Genomic DNA, 16,607 nt, shown 5'->3' with positions numbered 1-16,607 from the left:
CCAAGCTATTGAAATCTCCCCGCCCCCTTCCCTTTTCTGACCTGAAGCGCGCGGGGCAACGGGCGCAGCAGCCCAACTAAACGCGGCCGCCGCCATCGGGCGGCCGCGTTCGCCTTCAGCCCGGCCTCAACCGAGGCCCGTCACCTCAATGCCACCGCCCCGTATCCGTCCCCGGCGCGAACTCGATCCCCCGCAGCACTTCCGCAAATTTCGCCGTCCGCAGCACGGCGAACTGCTCGTGCGCGGCCGTCGTCACGCTCGTGTTCTTGAGCACGTCGCGCACCGCGACCAGCCGATTCGGATCGGCGCCCACATCGCCGTTGCCGCTGACCGTCGACGTGATCGCCCAGATCGTCACCGTGCCGTCGCGTTCGACGCGGCCCGTCAGGTTGCGCAGGCCGGCAATCGCCGGCGCCCACGGTAGCGCCGTCGCCGCATTGTTGCCCACCGGATAGCCGGCGACCGAATACGGCTGGCCGAGGTTCAGCCCGTTCTGCAGCGTGTACGAGAGCTTCCACTGCTTCGCGCTCGCGTCAAAGACCCGCTTCTGAAGGCCGTCGCCCGTCTGCGCGACTGCATGCGTGTACAGGTCCGGGCCGCCCGTGTAGCCGTCGCCTTCGTCCGCGACATACAGCGTGTTCGCGTCGAGCGAACCACATCCCGAACGGATAGGACAGCATCGGACAGACTGACGACGCGAAGCCCCGCCGTCTCGGCCATGCTTGATGAAGAATTGATTGCACGCGATGCCGCGGAAGCCCGCATGCGCATACGGGCCGCCGCGCGCGGTCTCCCGTTATTTATCCGTAATACGAAAGGAATGAATCAGACAGCCAGTCACGCAGATTGCCCCGCATGCGGCTGCGTCAGCTTGCCGTCGCCGTACTCGCGGAGCACCTTCGAGATCACGACGCGATAGCCGTCGAGCCAGCGCGCCTGCTTCGCCTTCGCTTCGAGATGCGCCGGATGCTGCATCAATTGCTGCAGCGCCGCCTCCGATTCCCAGTAGTAGACGTTCTGGATCAGCCCCCCGCTTCGGCGCTCTCCCACGTCTCCTCGCCGAGATAGCCGGGCGTCGCGCGCGCCATGTCGGCGATCTGCCGGTCGAGCCGGTGGAATTCGTCATCGTATTGCCCGGCACGAAAAATGAAGGTCGACGCGTACATGCCCGCTCCGTCGGAATCGATTGAAAGAGCGCCAAGTGTAAGGCACGCGACGGATCGTCAGCGCGCCGACGAAGCGGCGCCGATGCCGGAACAGTTCGCGCAGCGACAGCGTCGGCGCGCTGTTGCAGCAGCGTCCGCATGCATTGCACGCGAGCAGGTACGTGTCTACCACGGCCGCCGCACCGAATCCTGGTAACGCGTGAGAATGAAGCGCGCGACGTCGTCCGAGTGATATGCGGCGACGAGCTGCGCGACCCACGGTTTCGCGCGATCGGCGTTGCGCACCGTCAGCACGTTCGCGTACGGCGAACGCGCGTCCTCGATGCCGATGCTGTCGCGCGCGGGCTGCAGCCCGACGCGGGCGGCATCGTCGCTGTCGATCGCGACGAACGCAGCCGTGTCGAGCGCGGCGTGAAGACGATCGCGGCGCAGCGCGACGAGCTTCAGCCCGAGCCGGTTGCCGGTCACGTCGCGCAGCGTCGCATGCAGGCCGGCCTGCTCGCGCAGCGTCACCAGCGTGTCGTTCTGCAGCAGCACGAGCGCGCGCGCCATCCCGCGCCGATCGGCGGGAATCGCGACCGTCGCGCCGGGCGGCAATTCGTTCAGGTTTTTCAGCTTGCGCGAATAGAGCGCCATCGGCAGCGTGACGGTCGGCGCGACTTCGGTCAGCGCGTAACGTTTCCGCGCGCGCGTCGCGGCAAGCTGTTGCGCATCCTCGAAGCTGGCCGCGTCGATCCGGCCGTCGGCGAGCGCCGCGTCGATGCGCGACGCATCGTCGAATTCGACGACGTCGACACCCAACCCGCGTGCAGCAGCGACCCGCTTCACTTCGTCCAGGATCTGCGCATGCACGCCGCGCGTCACGCCGACGCGCACGGCCGGGGCAACCGATTCGGCCGCAACGGCCGATCCCTGATGGACGACACCGCACGCGGCCAGCAGCCATACGGAGACGGATCGCACGATGCGGCTCCTCACGATGCATCCCTCAGGATCGTGCGAAAGCCGATGTGCGACGCGCCGAGATCGGCCTCCTGCTGTTCGCGCGACGACGCGCGATAGCGCACGCAGTAGTCGCGCGAGCACAGGAACGAGCCGCCCTTGATGACCATCGGCGTATCGTGCCGGCGCGTCGGCGGCGCGACGGCCGCCGTATCGCCGTTGGCATGCGGCTGATGCGGGCCCGTGTACGCGTCCTTCGTCCATTCCCAGGCATTGCCGATCATGTCGTAGAGGCGGAAGCCGTTCGCCGCATAGCAGCCGACGGGCGCGAGGCCCGCGTGACCGTCCTCGGCCGTATCGAGCACCGGGAACGCGCCCTGCCAGTAGTTCGCGGCCGGCTTGCCCTGCGCGTCGCGCGGCGCCGCGTCGAGCGACGCGTCGTCGCGGCCGGCCTTGCCCGCGTATTCCCATTCGGCCTCGGTCGGCAGATCGCGGCCGAGCCAGCGCGCATACGCGAGCGCATCGCGCTGCGTGACGAGCGTGACGGGCAGGTTGCCGAGCCCGTCGACGCCGCTGCCGGGCCCGCGCGGATGACGCCACGATGCCCCCTTCACCCACGACCACCATGCGAGGTCGCGCGCATTCATCTCGTCGCGCGTCGGCACATGGAACACCGCCGCGCCGCCCTGCTGCTCGGCCTCGGTCACGTAGCCGGTCGCCTGCACGAATGCGGCGAACTGCGCGATCGTCACATCGGTCTGGTCGATCCAGAAGCCGCCGACGTGCGTGCGGCCGTCGCCGGCCGGACGCTCGTCCGCATAACCGCGCGTGCTGCCGAACACGAACGCGCCGCCGCGCAGATGCACCATCCCGGCCTTGGGGTCGTCGCGCCACTTTGCCGGCAGCCCCGAATAGCGCTCGCACTGCCGCTCGGAGCCGAGCGGCGCGAGCGCGCGGCCGCGATTCGCGTCGTCGAATGCGCCGCCCGCGGGCGCCGCCGGATTCGCATAGCCCACCGCGAACGCGGCGGCGAACAGCGTGGCGGCGAGCGCCGCGCCGATCGTCCAGAACCGGAACCGCATCGTGTCGTCCTTTCAAGAAAGCGCCTTGCCGCCCCAGGTTTTCCGCCCCGAAGGAAGTCCCCCGGGCGGCCCTGGAGCGAAGCGACAGGTCCGGGGGCGCTCAGTAATAACCGCGCGGACGCAGCGGCTCGACGCCGCCGACGTTGCTCATGTAAGTCTTCCACTGGTCGACGAGCGTGCCGATCACCGACGGGTTCTGCGCCGACACGTCGGTCGTCTCGCCGCGATCCGACGCGAGGTCGTAAAGCTGCCAGTGACCGTCGAGCGGCCCGAGCGGCGGCTCGGTCCACAGCGCCTTCCAGCGGCCGTCGGCACTGCGCAGGTACGCGCGGCCGTACGCTTCGTCGCCGAACGGCGCCGTGTGCACCTCGCCCGTCGCCGTCCCGGTGAGCACCGGCAACAGCGACTGGCCCGTGACCGGGTACACGTAGCGGTTGTTGTAGATCACCTTGCCCTTGTTCTGGTCGACGCCCGTCAGCGTGTTGACGAGCGGCGGCGCCGGTTGCGACGGCGGCGTGACGCCCGCGACCGCGAGGAAGGTCGCCGTGTTGTCGGTCACGTGCGTGAACGCGCGCAGCGTCGGCAGTTGCTGCGACTGCCCCGGCAGGCGCACGATCGTCGGCGTCGATACGCCGCCTTCGGCCGAATAACCCTTCGTGTGCCGGAACGGCGACGCGCTCACTTCGGCCCAGCGCAGCCCGTACTGCAGGCGCTGCGCGTTCTGCTTGCCGTTGTCGGTGCCGAGCGCCGAATAGGTCGGCTCCTGCGCATTCGCGGTGTCGGTCGCCGTCGGGTCCGCGCCGGAATCGATCGGCCAGCCTTCCGCGCCGTTGTCCGACTGGAACATGATGAACGTGTTGTCGTATTCGCCGATGTCCTTCAGGTGCTGGATCAGCAGGCCGATGTTGTAGTCGAGATTCTCGACCATCCCCGCGTAGATCTCCATGTAGCGCGCCTGCGCACGGCGCTCGGCCGGCGACAGGCTCGACCACAGCTTGTCGACCTTGCCGGTGCCGTAGTCGCTGTAGCCGTCCGCGGCCGGATGCACCGCGCTGATGTATTTCGCGCTCGCGGTGCCGTTGTTCGCGGTCGCGGGCGACGCCGCCGTCGTTTCGGGCACGCCGTCGAACGGCTTGAAGTCGGCGGGAATCAGGCCGAGCGCTTTCTGCCGCGCGATCCGCGCGTTGCGGATCGCGTCGTAGCCGGCGTCATAGACGCCCGCGTACTTGTGCAGCCACGGTTCGGGCACCTGTAGCGGCCAGTGCGGCGACGTGTACGCCGCATAGGCGAAGAACGGCTTGCCGTCGCGCTGGTTCGAATCGATGTACGAGATCAGCTTCTGCGTATAGAAATCGGTCGAATAGAACACGGCCGGGCTGCCGCCCGCGCCGCCCGGCTGCCCGGGCTGGCCAGGTTGCACGTACCGGCCGTCCTCCGTGTAGTTCGACGAGCCGGCCGGCTCGTGCGCGAAGTGGTTGGTCGCCGCGCCGCCGAGCAGCACGTAGCTGCGCTCGAAGCCCCACTGGTCGGGCGTCTGCCCGCTGCCCGTCGCGCTGCCGACGATCCCCGAGCCGATGTGCCACTTGCCCGCGATATACGTGTGGTAACCGGCGTCCTTCAGCAGTTGTGCGAACGACAGCGCGCGGTCGTTCAGGTAGCCCTCGTAGCCGGGCAGCCCGCGCCGCTCGTCGGTCGGCACGCCCATCGTGCCTTCGCCGACGAGATGGTGATCGGTGCCGGACACCAGCATCGCACGCGTGATCGCGCACACGGTGCCCGTGTGATGGTTCGACAGGATGCGGCCCGATGCGACGAGCGCGTCGAGGTTCGGCGTGTTGATCTCGCCGCCGAATGCATGGATGTCGGAATAGCCGAGATCGTCGGCCATGATGTACAGGATGTTCGGGCGTTTCGCGGCCTGCGGCGGTGTCGTGCCGACCTGCGAAGGCGGCGAATCGCTGTCGACGCCGCCGCACGATGCGAGCGACACCGCGCCGGCGATCGCGGCGCAGACGACACGGAAACGGAAAGCATGCAACGGCGACGCGGACTTGTTCATTATCGTGAACGCTCGATCTACGGGATCGGCGATCTTAGCGTCGCGCGCGCGGCGCCCAAAGTCGGATTCGTCACATGCTAACGGGGCACGGGAATATGCGATGCGGGCCCGATGCAGGCCGTTTGGCGCGGCCCGCGCCGCGATGCGTCAGCTGCGCCCGCCGAGGCTGCCGCCGCCGTCCACGGCCAGCACCTGCCCCGTGACGAAACCGGCTTCGTCGGACAGGAAGAACGCGATCGCGGCCGCCACGTCGTCGGGCGTGCCGAGCCGGCGCGCGGGAATCGTCGCGAGCACCTTGCGTTCGGCTTCGCTGCCGACCGGCCGCGTCTGTCGGAACAGTTCGGTCTCGATCGGGCCCGGCGCGACCGCGTTGACGGTCACGCCATGCTCGGCCAGTTCGAGCGCCCACGTGCGCGTGCAGCCGACGAGTGCGCTCTTCGCGGCCGAATACGCGGTGCGATCGAGGCTGCCGAAAATCGCGCGGCTGCAGATGTTGACGATGCGCCCGTGACCGCGCGCCTTCATCGCATCCGCAAAGTGCTGAGTGACCTGGATCGCGGCCCGCACGTTCAGATCGAACACCGCCTGCAGCGACCCGAAATCGATCTGCCCGAGCGGCTGCGGCAACACGATGCCGGCGTTGTTGACGATGCCGTCGACGTCGTGCCGCTCGCTGATGCGCGCGAGCGTTGCCGCCGTCCGTTCGATGTCGGCAAGATCGCACGCGAGCAATTCGCCGGGGAAATCGATGCCCTGCGCATGCCGCGCTAGGCCGATGACGCGATGGCCGCGCTGCGCCAGAAATGTGCTGACCGCGAAGCCGATGCCGCGCGACGCGCCTGTGACGAGGTAGGTGCGGGATGACATGATTCGTGCCTGTGTGGAAGGAATCGAAGAAGTCGCGATGCGTATGCAGCCACGCGGCGCATCCGCGTTCCGGACGATTGTGCATCGGATCGGAAAAACGCGTACGGTCGCCACGCCCGCATCGTTCAGCCGCTCCACCCGGATGCGGTGCGCGCTTGTGCGGGTCGCCTTCCCGCCTCAGTCTTCCGACGCCAGCATCCGCGGAATCTCGTCGACGAGCGCATCGATGACGACCCGCACCTTCGACGGCACGTGGCGCGACGACGGCCGCACCGCGAACACCTCGGCGCCCGACACGCTGTTGCTGTCCATCACGAGCACGAGGCGGCCGTCGCGCAGGTAAGGCGCCATCAGCCAGCACGGCAGCCACGCGAGGCCCGCGCCGGCAGCGGCCGCATCGGCGATCGCCTGCAGGTCGTCGAACCGCAGGCGGCCGGCCGCGCGGTGGTCGTGCACCGCGCCGTCCGCACCGATGATCCGCCATGGTGCCGGCTGCCCGCCGCGCGAATATGCGATGCCGACGTGCGACCCGAGTTCGTCGAGCCCCGTCGGTCGGCCGTGACGTTCGAGATACGCGGGCGATGCGCAAATGCCCATTCGCTGTACGCCAAGCCGCCGCCCGACGAGCGTGCTCGTATCCGCAAGCTCGCCGATGCGCACCGCGACGTCGAAACCGTCGTTGATCAGGTCGGCCAGGCGATCGCTGAACGACACGTCGATCTCGAGCCGCGGATGACGCTCGACGAGGCGCCGCATGACGGGCGCAACGCATTGCCGCCCGAACAGCACGGGCACGCTGATGCGCAGCCGCCCCGACGGCTCGCGCCGGCCCGCGTCGAGCGCGGCCTCCGTTTCGCCGAGATCGGCCAGCAGCCGCCGGCACTGCTCGTAATAGACGAGCCCTTCGTCGGTCAGGCTGAGCTGGCGCGTCGTGCGCTGCAGCAGCCGCGCGCCGAGACGGCGTTCGAGCCGCGCGACGACCTTCGCGATGGCCGAACGCGTGACGCCGATGCGCAGCGCCGCCGCCGCGAAGCTGCCCGACTCCACGACGTCGACGAATTCGGCGACGCCTCTCAAACGCTCGTCCATGCGATTCCGCTCCGGTTGGATGACAGGTTTGTGTCCATGACGGCGACAGTCAGTGGCCGAATTCTCGCCAATGCGTCCCCGTGCGCAACACTATGATAGTTCGACCTATCTCGAAAAGGAGTCGACATGCACGCATGGCAAATCAAACCCGGCGACGGCGCTGCCGGGCTCCGGCGCATCGACGCGACACGCCGGCCGGTCGGGCCGACCGACGTCGTCGTGAAAATCCACTCGGCAGGACTGAACTACCGCGACCTGATGTTCGCGCGCGGCGACTATCTCGGCATCGGCAAGGACGCGTTGATTCCTGTTGCCGACGGCGCCGGCGAAGTCGTCGAAACCGGCCGCGACGTCACGCGCTTCAAGCCGGGCGATCGCGTGATCAACACGTACTTCCCGCGCTGGATCGACGGGCCGCCCACGCCGCAGAAGGTCTCGGGTTCGCCCGGCGCGCAATTCGACGGCGTGCTGGCCGAGCACTTCGTGTCCGACGAAGCGGCGCTGGTCGCGATTCCCGCGCATCTCGACTACGACGAAGCGGCGACGCTGTCGTGCGCGGGCATCACCGCCTGGAACGCGCTGTTCGCCGACGGCGGCGCGGGGCCGGGCTCGACCGTCGTGCTGCTCGGCACGGGCGGCGTCTCGATCGTCGCGCTGCAGCTCGCGCACGCGGCGGGGTTGCGCACGATCGTCACGTCGTCGAGCGACGCGAAGCTCGAACGCGCCCGCGCACTCGGTGCGGACGCAACGATCAACTATCGGGCGACGCCCGAGTGGCAGCATGAAGTGCTGCGGCTCACCGGCGGCGCGGGCGCGGATCTCGTCCTGGAAGTCGGCGGACACGACACGCTGCCGCGCTCGGTCGCCGCGACGAAGCTGGGCGGCATCGTGTCGGTGATCGGCGGCGTCAGCGGCTTCGGCGGCCCCGAACTCGGGCTGCTGTCGCTGATCGGCGGCATTCGGCAATTGCACGGGATCATGGTCGGCAGCCGCGCGATGCTCGACGACGTCGTGCGGTTCGTCGATGCGAAGCGGATCAAGCCGGTGGTCGATCGCGTGTTCGGCTTCGACGAAGCGCCGCAAGCGTATGCGTACCTGCAGTCGGGGCAGCATTTCGGCAAGGTCGTGATTCGCGTCGCTTCGTGATGGATGAAGGCGGCGGGCCGCCGCCTTCTTTCCGGCAGGTTCCATCAGAACTTGTGCCGAATCCCCGCGTGCACCATCAACTGCTTCGACGTCGACGACAGATCGGCCGCGCCGGGAATATATGCCTGATCGAGCGACGAGCCGGTCGCGTCTCCGGCGATCCGCTGGTACGCGCCCATCAGATACACATCCGTGCGTTTCGACAGGTTGTAGTCGGCCATCAAGCCGAACGAATGGATCTTCGGCTTTGCGGCGCCGGTCGTCGCGTCGTAGCGCGCCGTCGTGTACACGTATTGCGCGCCGACGAACAACGCCGGCGTGAACTGATACTTGCCGTTCACTTCGAAGTTCTGATACTTGATCGACGTCACCGTACCGCCCGCAAGCGGCCCGGTCACGGGTTCGATCGTTTCGTCGCCGAACAGGTAGCCGACGTTCGCGGTCGGCCGCGTGACGTTGCTGTTGGTGTACGCAAACCCGACCGTCGCGGGCCCTGCGGTGTAGTTGATGCCCGCTCCGAAGATCCGCAGCCGTGCCGACGCAAAATTCGCATCGGCGCCGACCGACCCGGAACCCGCGATCGCGCCGCCCGACGTCGCGCCCGGGTTGTCCGAATTCAGGAACGCGGCGCCGATGAGCAGGCCGCCCTGCTCGTACTGCGCGCCGACGCTCCATACCCGGTTGTTCGCGAAGCCCGTGTCGTTGCTGAAGCTGTACGTGCCGCCGAGCGAGAAGCCGGAGAAATCCGGACTCGCATACTTCACGGTATTGTTCGTGCGGAACGTGTTGCCGGTGTTGTCGTTGTCGAGCGGGTGCGAGAACGGATAGACGCCCCAGCTCCCGTTCGCGGTCGTCGGCGCGAGATAGTCGACGACCGAATCGTATTGCCGGCCGAGCGTCAACGTGCCGAAGCGCGTGCTGCCGAGCCCCACGTAGGCCTGACGCCCGAACATGCGGCCGCCCTGCGCAAGCGTGCCGCTGTTCACGTTGAAGCCATTCTCGATCTGGAACAGCGCGCTGTAGCCGCCGCCCAGGTCCTCGGTGCCCTTCAGCCCCCAGCGGCTGCCCTGCGCGAAGCCGCTCGCCATCTGCCACGCACTGTGCCCGCCAACGTTGTTCGTATAGTCGATTCCCGCATCGACGAGGCCATAAAGCGTGACGCTGCCTTGCGCGAACGCGGGCGCTGCGCACAGCGCCGGAAGCGCGACAAAAATCGATCTCCAGTTCATCCGTAATCCTTATTTATTTATGGTCGATCGCGCACGTTTCGTGCGCTGCTGCTTACTTCGTGCCGTAGATATCGAAGTCGAAATACTTCCGGTTGATCCGCTGGTACGTGCCGTTCGCGAGAATCGTTGCGAGCGCGCGATTGAACGCGTCGCGCAGGTCGTTGTCCTGCTTGCGCAACCCAAGACCGTCGCCCTGCCCGAAGTACTTCGCGTCGTCGATCGGCGCGCCGGCGAACATGAAGTCCTTGCCCTGCGGCTTCTTCAGAAAACCGTCGCTGGCCGCGATCGACGCCTGGAACGCCGCGTCGAGCCGCCCCGTCACGAGATCGGCGTACACCTGATCCTGGTTCTGGTACGACACGATCTGCACGCCGGCCGGCTGCCAGTTCGCGACCGCGTAGTCGGCCTGCGCGGAACCCTGCTCGACGCCCACGCGCTTGCCTTTCAGCGATTCGGCCGTCGGCAGCAGCGGCGTGCCCTTGCGCGCGATCAGCCGGGCGGGTGCGTTCGAGATGCGGTTCGTGAACGCAATCTGCTGCATCCGCTTCGGCGTGATCGTCATCGACGACGCGATCACGTCGAACTTGCGCGCGAGCAGCCCCGGGATCATCCCGTCGAAGCTCGACTCGACCCACACGCAGCGCGCGTGCAGCTCCGCGCACAATGCATTCGTGATATCGATCCCGAAGCCCGTCAGCGTGCCGTCGGGCAGCTTGTATTCGAGCGGCGGGTAAGTCGGATCGACCGCGAGGCGGATCTCCTTGCCCGTCCAGTCGCCCGCATGCACCGATCCTGCCGCCAGCGCCACCGCGAGCGCCGCCATCCACTGTTTCATTGCCCGTCTCCTTGTGTAAATCGTGAATCGTGACCCGAAATCGTGCGGCCGCATCACCCGAGGTATCGCTCCGCGAGCGCGGTCCAGTAGCTCGCACCTGTCGCGAGGCAAGCATCGTTGAAGTCGTAGCCGGGGTTGTGCAACCCGCATCCGGCCGCACCGTCGCCGTTGCCGATCGACAGGTAGCTGCCCGGGCACTTCTCGAGCATGAATGCAAAATCCTCGCTCGCCGCGATCGGCCGCAGATGCGGAATCAGCGCCGCGTCGCCGCCCCATTCGCGGGCCACATCGCGCGCGAATGCCGTTTCCGCCGCGTGATTGACGAGCACCGGATAGCCGTATCGATAGTCGATCTCGGCCGTCGCGCCGTAACTCGCGGCCTGCCCATCCACGATCTCGCGGATGCGTCGCTCCAGTAGTGCGCGCACGTCCGGCGACAGCGCACGCACGCTGAGTTCAAGGTCCGCATGCGGCGGGATCACGTTCGATGCGGTGCCCGCATGGATCGAGCCGGCCGTGACGATCGCCAGTTCCTGCGGATTCACGTTGCGCGACACGACCGTCTGCAACGCCATCACGATCGACGCGCACACGACCACCGGATCGATCGTCGTGTGCGGCGCGGCGCCATGCCCGCCGCGCCCGATCACGCGCACGCGCACCTCGTCGGCCGACGCCATCGCCGCCCCGTCGCAGAAGCCGAGCACGCCGGCCGGCAGGCCCGGCACGTTATGCATCGCGAACACGGCATCGCACGGAAATTGCGTGAACAGTCCGTCGTCGATCATCCGCTTCGCGCCGCCGAGCCCTTCTTCGGCCGGCTGGAAAATCAGGTTCAATGTGCCCGCGAAGCGCGCGCGCCCCGCAAGACAGCGGGCCGCCGCAAGCAGCATCGCCGTGTGGCCATCATGGCCGCACGCGTGCATCACGCCGTCGCGCCGGCTCGCATGCGGCAGCCCGGTTGTCTCGCGGATCGGCAGCGCGTCCATGTCCGCGCGCAATCCGAGCCGTTTCCCGGCGCCGCGCGTCAGCGTGCCGACCACGCCCGTGCCGCCGAGCCCGCGCGTCACCCGATAACCCCACGTTGTCAGGCAATCGGCAACGAGATCGCTTGTCGCGTGCTCCTCGAAGCCAAGTTCGGGATGCGCGTGCAGCCGGTGACGCAGCGCGATCATCTCCGCCTCGATGGCCGTTATTTCCGGATGAATATGTTTCTGGTCCAACCCCGATTCTCCTGAATGCATTCCGGTCGTCGATCGCCCGGATGACCGACCGTGGCCGAATCGTATGCAGCGAAAATCCCGGCGACCAGCCGCGGTTTCGTTATGATGACAACCTTTCGTTGTCGGGTATCGCACCATGAGCAACATCAAGCTGCATCAGTTGCAGGCGCTCGTCGCGAGCGCGGAGGCCGGCAGCATCCGCGGCGCGGCACGCACGCTCGGGCTGTCGCAGGCGGCCGTCACGCGCGCGCTGCGCGAGCTGGAGGCGAGCGAGCGCCTGCCGCTGCTCGTGCGTGCGCCGGAGGGCATCGGCTTCACCGAATACGGAAAGACGCTGCTCACGCACGCGAAGCTCGTGCTGAAGCAGCTCGAACACGCGCAGAGCGATCTCGAACGCATGCGCGGCCGCGTCGAGGGCCGGCTGAGCATCGGCGTCACGCCATGGCTCACGATGACGTTCCTCGCGGAAGCCGTGCTGCGTTTTCGCGAGCGAATGCCCGACGTGCGCCTCGAACTCTACGAAGCGCTGATGGCCGTCGCACAGCCGCTGCTGCGCGACGGCAGCATGGACTTCGCGCTCGGGCACGTGCAACCGGGCGGCACGAAGGAATTCGCGTTCGAGCCGATGCTGCGCTACGAGACCTCGGTCATGGTGCGCGCCGGCCATCCGCGCGAACGCGCACGATCGATCCACGACCTGCTCGACAACGACTGGGTGCTGAATTTCGCGGCCGACGGGCAAGCCGCACTCGTCGACTACCTGTTCACGCGCCACGGCGCACGGATCGACGAACGGCGCATCGTGCGCGCGCAGTCGGTCGCGATGCTGCAGACGATGCTCGAGCAGGCCGACATGTGCACGTGGTGCCCGACGATACTCGCGGCCGTGCCGCCGTTCGGCGAACGGATGCTGCCGTTGCAACTGAAGGAGACGTTCGAGCCGCGCGACCTCGGGATCGTCACGCGCCGCAGCAGCACGCTGAGCGACGCCGCTCGCTGCTTCATCGACTGCCTGCTGCACGTGATCCGCAGGCATGCGCGCTCCGCGCGCAAGGAGGATCTCGCGCTGTTCAGGACGGTATCGCTGCTGATCTGACCGCCGCCCGGCCCGTCTCCCGTCCATAGCGCATCCGCGCGAATGCTTTTCCGAATCCGTTATTGGATCGCGCCGCCGAGCGTTTTTATACTCGTCAGCACTCTCTTCCAAAGAGTGCCAGCCAATTTCGACAGAACAGCACAGGACGAAAAGATGAGCCTACGCCCCTTGCACGACCGCGTCATCGTGAAGCGACTCGACCAGGAAACCACCACCGCGTCGGGCATCGTGATCCCCGACAGCGCCGCAGAGAAGCCCGACCAGGGCGAAGTGATCGCCGTCGGCCCGGGCCGCAAGGACGCGGACGGCCAGCGCATCGTTCCCGACCTGAACGTGGGCGAGCGCGTGCTGTTCGGCAAGTACGCGGGCCAGGCCGTCAAGGTGGACGGCAATGAATTCCTCGTCCTGCGCGAGGAAGACATCGTCGCGGTCGTCAATCAATAACGGAGCGCAATCATGGCAGCGAAGGAAATCATTTTCAGCGACGTCGCACGTGCGAAGCTGACCGAAGGCGTGAACATTCTCGCGAACGCGGTTAAGGTCACGCTCGGGCCGAAGGGCCGCAACGTGGTGCTCGAACGCAGCTTCGGCGCGCCGGTCGTCACGAAGGACGGCGTATCGGTCGCGAAGGAAATCGAACTCGCGGACAAGCTGCAGAACATCGGCGCGCAGCTCGTGAAGGAAGTCGCGTCGCGCACCAGCGACGCAGCCGGCGACGGCACGACGACGGCCACCGTGCTCGCGCAGGCGATCGTGCGCGAAGGCCAGAAGTACGTCGCGGCCGGGCTCAACCCGCTCGACCTGAAGCGCGGTATCGACAAGGCCGTCGCAGCGGCCGTCGACGAGCTGAAGAAGATCAGCAGGCCGACCACCACGAGCAAGGAAATCGCGCAGGTCGCGACGATCTCCGCGAACGGCGAGGAATCGATCGGCCAGCGCATCGCCGAAGCGATCGACCGCGTCGGCAAGGAAGGCGTGATCACCGTCGAGGACGGCAAGTCGCTCGCCGACGAGCTCGACGTCGTCGAGGGGCTGCAGTTCGATCGCGGCTACCTGTCGCCGTACTTCATCAACAATCCCGACAAGCAGATCGCGGAGATCGAGAACCCGTACATCCTGCTGCACGACAAGAAGATCTCGAACATCCGCGACCTGCTGCCGGTGCTCGAACAGGTCGCGAAGTCGGGCCGGCCGCTGCTGATCATCGCGGAGGACGTCGAAGGCGAAGCGCTCGCGACGCTCGTCGTGAACAACATCCGCGGCATCCTGAAGACCGTTGCCGTCAAGGCGCCGGGCTTCGGCGATCGCCGCAAGGCGCTGCTCGAGGACATCGCGATCCTCACCGGCGGGCAGGTCGTCGCCGAGGAAACGGGCCTGACGCTCGAGAAGGCGACGCTCGCCGAACTCGGCCAGGCGAAGCGCATCGAGGTCGGCAAGGAAAACACGACCGTGATCGACGGCGCGGGCGATGCAAAGAACATCGAAGCGCGCGTGAAGCAGATCCGCGTGCAGATCGACGAAGCGACGTCGGACTACGACCGCGAAAAACTGCAGGAACGCGTCGCGAAGCTCGCGGGCGGCGTCGCGGTGATCAAGGTCGGCGGTGCGACCGAGATCGAGGTGAAGGAGAAAAAGGATCGCGTCGACGACGCGCTGCACGCGACGCGCGCGGCCGTCGAGGAAGGCATCGTGCCGGGCGGCGGTGTCGCGCTGATCCGCGTGCGTCAGGCGATCCGCGAGCTGAAGGGCGTGAACGCCGACCAGGATGCGGGCATCAAGATCGTGCTGCGCGCGCTCGAGGAACCGCTGCGCCAGATCGTCGCGAATGCGGGCGAGGAAGCGAGCGTCGTCGTCGCGAAGGTCGCGGAAGGCTCGGGCAACTTCGGCTACAACGCGCAGACGGGCGAGTACGGCGATCTCGTCGAATCGGGCGTGCTCGATCCGACCAAGGTCACGCGCACGGCGTTGCAGAACGCGGCGTCGGTCGCCGGGCTGCTGCTGACGACCGATGCGACCGTGTTCGAAGCGCCGAAGGATGCGGCGCCGGCCGCGGTGCCGGGCGGCCCGGGCGCGGGCGGGCCGGGGTTCGACTTCTGACGATAGACGCGGCGTGCCGCCCGAACCGGGCAGCGATACGCTCGGGCATGCAACGCGTGGCGGCCTCGGTCGCCACGCGTTTTTTATGCGCACTGCAGTTGCGGACGCGACGGCGCCTCCGGCCGCGCCGCAACGTGCGAACCGTCTTCAGAACATCAGAACATCTGGCGCAGACCGATCGCCGCCCCAACGTTGTTGGTCCGGCCGATCTGGTCGACCTTGCCCGTGAGTCGGTTGGTGGCGCCCGGGTAATCGGCGGCGAACGCGCCGTTGCCGCGCGCGAAGTCCACCGTGCCGTAAACCTCGGTGTGCTTCGACAGCGCATATTCGGCCAGCACGGTCGCCGAGTAGTTGATCCCCGAGCCGAGCGTGCCGTCGAGCCGCGCCGCGTTGCGCGCGTGGCCGTAGTAGCCTGCCACCGTGATCAGCAGCGGCGCGGTGGCCTGCCAGTTCGCGCCGACGTAGAACGTATCGTCGATGCGGTTCGGGCTGCCGCCGCTCAGCGCCGGCGCACCGGCCTGCTGCATGTTGAAGTCCGTCGTGCCCGTCTTGTCCTGGCCGTGCAGCCAGCCGGCCAGCAGCCGCACGGACGGCGTGACCTGATACGCGCCGCTCACGTGCACGAAGCTCACCTTCGCGCCGTTGACCGAACTGCCGTTCACGGACGACACGGAAGTCTGCTGATAGCCCGCGTTGATCGACGCGGGCCCCTGAGCATAGGTCAGTTCCACGCCGTACGTACTGTCGAGCCCCATCGCGCCGGCATGGTTGCCGAAGCCGTAGATCGCGTCGACGCTCAGGCCGCTGTAGGAAAACTTGTACTTCACCGAGTTCGGCACCGTCAGGTAGTTGCCGATGCCGTTGTACGCCCAGCTGTCCTGCCAGTAGTCGCCGACGGTCATCGGGTCGAAGATATCGCCCATCGTGTCGTACAGCGGAGCGTACTGGTTGCCGAACGTCAGCGAGCCGTAGCGGTCGCTCGACAGGCCGACGTATGCCTGGCGACTGAACAGCGTATTCGCGACGTGCAGCTTGCCGTCGCCGAGCTCGAAGCCGTTCTCGAGGCGGAAGATCGCCGACAGCCCGCCGCCGAGATCCTCGCTGCCGCGCAAGCCCCAGCGGCTGTGCGTTTCCGGGCCGACCGTCATCCCGATCAGGTCCTTGCCGTCCGGGCCGGCATTGGTCTGATACCGGATCGCCGTATCGACGAGGCCATACAACGTGACGGAACTCTGCGCGAACGCGGACGATGCTGCAACGGCAAACACCACGCCGATACCACCGGGAACGACGATGCGTCTCATGAAAGGTCTCCCTGAGCGATTGATTTTGTAAGCAATCCGATGGCACTCGCACCCGGAGGCCCGGCACTGCGATCGGGAGAATAATCGGTCATTTTCCCGGAACCTATTGCCGATTCTGGATTGGACCTTTCCAACGTCGTCAACAATGGCGGTCGCGGCCGCGCGGCTTCCATCGTGTTGCATCGACCGGTCGAGTCCGCACCGGATCGAGGCTGCAAGATGCGCTTCGTGATGCAGCTCGATTCCAGCCTGACGCAAGCGGACGGCGGCGAATGGCCATGGGGCGGCGGCGCGAACGACACGTTCCGGGGTGCGCCGTGCCGCACCCGTGCGCACCTCCGGCATTGCACGTAGAGGGCGCCTTTACGACCTTTTTACTTGCGGCCGCGTTTGCGTTCACTAGAATGTGTTGGCAATCCACCACCGAGCACGCGACATGCGCATCCGAAGTCCTCGTCCCCCGAGTTGCTTT

Annotated in this window: 14 protein-coding genes and 2 pseudogenes; 4 read left to right on the top strand and 12 right to left on the bottom strand. The window is 67.2% G+C overall.

Features of this window, described 5'->3' with window-relative positions; translation table 11 throughout:
- Nucleotides 1–145 precede the first annotated feature (145 nt).
- The 8 genes and pseudogenes from FPJ27_RS36315 to FPJ27_RS06435 form a co-directional block, all read right to left on the bottom strand.
- The gene (locus FPJ27_RS36315; protein ID WP_239483245.1) at nt 146–448 is read right to left on the bottom strand and encodes a hypothetical protein; all 303 of its coding nucleotides are present in this window, start codon (nt 446–448) and stop codon (nt 146–148) included.
- Nucleotides 449–837: 389 nt separating this feature from the next.
- Nucleotides 838–1,166 (bottom strand): annotated as a pseudogene (locus FPJ27_RS06460) (antibiotic biosynthesis monooxygenase).
- A 40-nt stretch (nt 1,167–1,206) separates the two neighbouring features.
- A pseudogene (locus FPJ27_RS36310) lies at nt 1,207–1,425 on the bottom strand (flagellin N-methylase); the annotation flags it as partial.
- Complete coding sequence (locus FPJ27_RS06455) at nt 1,332–2,144, bottom strand: MetQ/NlpA family lipoprotein (protein WP_204422370.1); 813 nt, start codon at nt 2,142–2,144, stop codon at nt 1,332–1,334. The gene FPJ27_RS06455 and the pseudogene FPJ27_RS36310, both read right to left, overlap by 94 nt.
- On the bottom strand, nt 2,141–3,190 hold the full coding sequence (locus tag FPJ27_RS06450; protein ID WP_204422369.1) for a formylglycine-generating enzyme family protein: 1,050 nt from the start codon (nt 3,188–3,190) through the stop codon (nt 2,141–2,143). The genes FPJ27_RS06455 and FPJ27_RS06450 overlap by 4 nt, the downstream gene beginning before the upstream one ends.
- Before the next feature lie 100 nt (nt 3,191–3,290).
- The gene (locus FPJ27_RS06445; RefSeq protein WP_204422368.1) at nt 3,291–5,249 is read right to left on the bottom strand and encodes an arylsulfatase; all 1,959 of its coding nucleotides are present in this window, start codon (nt 5,247–5,249) and stop codon (nt 3,291–3,293) included.
- A 147-nt stretch (nt 5,250–5,396) separates the two neighbouring features.
- Nucleotides 5,397–6,116, bottom strand: coding sequence for an SDR family oxidoreductase (locus tag FPJ27_RS06440; protein ID WP_072442258.1), 720 nt, complete (start codon nt 6,114–6,116; stop codon nt 5,397–5,399).
- Nucleotides 6,117–6,293: 177 nt separating this feature from the next.
- Nucleotides 6,294–7,205, bottom strand: coding sequence for a LysR substrate-binding domain-containing protein (locus FPJ27_RS06435; RefSeq protein ID WP_072442260.1), 912 nt, complete (start codon nt 7,203–7,205; stop codon nt 6,294–6,296).
- A 126-nt stretch (nt 7,206–7,331) separates the two neighbouring features.
- On the opposite strand from FPJ27_RS06435, the gene FPJ27_RS06430 reads away from it, so the two are divergent.
- A complete protein-coding gene (locus FPJ27_RS06430) occupies nt 7,332–8,351 on the top strand; it encodes an NAD(P)-dependent alcohol dehydrogenase (protein ID WP_204422367.1) in 1,020 nt (339 codons plus the stop codon).
- Nucleotides 8,352–8,395: 44 nt separating this feature from the next.
- On the opposite strand, the gene FPJ27_RS06425 is transcribed toward FPJ27_RS06430, so the two are convergent.
- Genes FPJ27_RS06425 through FPJ27_RS06415 form a run of 3 tightly spaced genes read right to left on the bottom strand, consistent with a single transcriptional unit; the run spans nt 8,396 to nt 11,659 of the window.
- Nucleotides 8,396–9,580: a porin gene (locus tag FPJ27_RS06425; RefSeq protein ID WP_204422366.1), complete on the bottom strand. Its 1,185-nt coding sequence runs from the start codon at nt 9,578–9,580 to the stop codon at nt 8,396–8,398.
- Nucleotides 9,581–9,632: 52 nt separating this feature from the next.
- Nucleotides 9,633–10,415, bottom strand: a complete 783-nt coding sequence (locus FPJ27_RS06420) for an ABC transporter substrate-binding protein (protein ID WP_175960771.1) — start codon at nt 10,413–10,415, stop codon at nt 9,633–9,635.
- Between the two features lie 53 nt (nt 10,416–10,468).
- Nucleotides 10,469–11,659: a M20 aminoacylase family protein gene (locus FPJ27_RS06415; RefSeq protein WP_204422365.1), complete on the bottom strand. Its 1,191-nt coding sequence runs from the start codon at nt 11,657–11,659 to the stop codon at nt 10,469–10,471.
- A 115-nt stretch (nt 11,660–11,774) separates the two neighbouring features.
- Here FPJ27_RS06415 and FPJ27_RS06410 point away from each other — a divergent pair, with 115 nt between their 5' ends.
- From FPJ27_RS06410 to groL, 3 genes are all read left to right on the top strand, one after another.
- The gene (locus tag FPJ27_RS06410; RefSeq protein ID WP_072442268.1) at nt 11,775–12,734 is read left to right on the top strand and encodes a LysR substrate-binding domain-containing protein; all 960 of its coding nucleotides are present in this window, start codon (nt 11,775–11,777) and stop codon (nt 12,732–12,734) included.
- Nucleotides 12,735–12,887: 153 nt separating this feature from the next.
- Nucleotides 12,888–13,178: a co-chaperone GroES gene (locus FPJ27_RS06405; RefSeq protein WP_072442269.1), complete on the top strand. Its 291-nt coding sequence runs from the start codon at nt 12,888–12,890 to the stop codon at nt 13,176–13,178.
- 12 nt (nt 13,179–13,190) lie between these two features.
- Nucleotides 13,191–14,831 carry a chaperonin GroEL gene (gene groL, locus FPJ27_RS06400; RefSeq protein WP_204422364.1) on the top strand — a complete coding sequence of 547 codons (1,641 nt, stop codon included), beginning with the start codon at nt 13,191–13,193 and terminating at the stop codon, nt 14,829–14,831.
- A 155-nt stretch (nt 14,832–14,986) separates the two neighbouring features.
- On the opposite strand, the gene FPJ27_RS06395 is transcribed toward groL, so the two are convergent.
- Complete coding sequence (locus FPJ27_RS06395) at nt 14,987–16,135, bottom strand: porin (RefSeq protein WP_204422363.1); 1,149 nt, start codon at nt 16,133–16,135, stop codon at nt 14,987–14,989.
- Between the last annotated feature and the right edge of the window lie 472 nt (nt 16,136–16,607).

This window comes from Burkholderia sp. MS455 (assembly GCF_016899445.1).
GTDB classification, from domain to species: Bacteria; Pseudomonadota; Gammaproteobacteria; order Burkholderiales; family Burkholderiaceae; genus Burkholderia; species Burkholderia pyrrocinia_C.
This window is presented reverse-complemented; position numbering and strand designations above follow the sequence as displayed.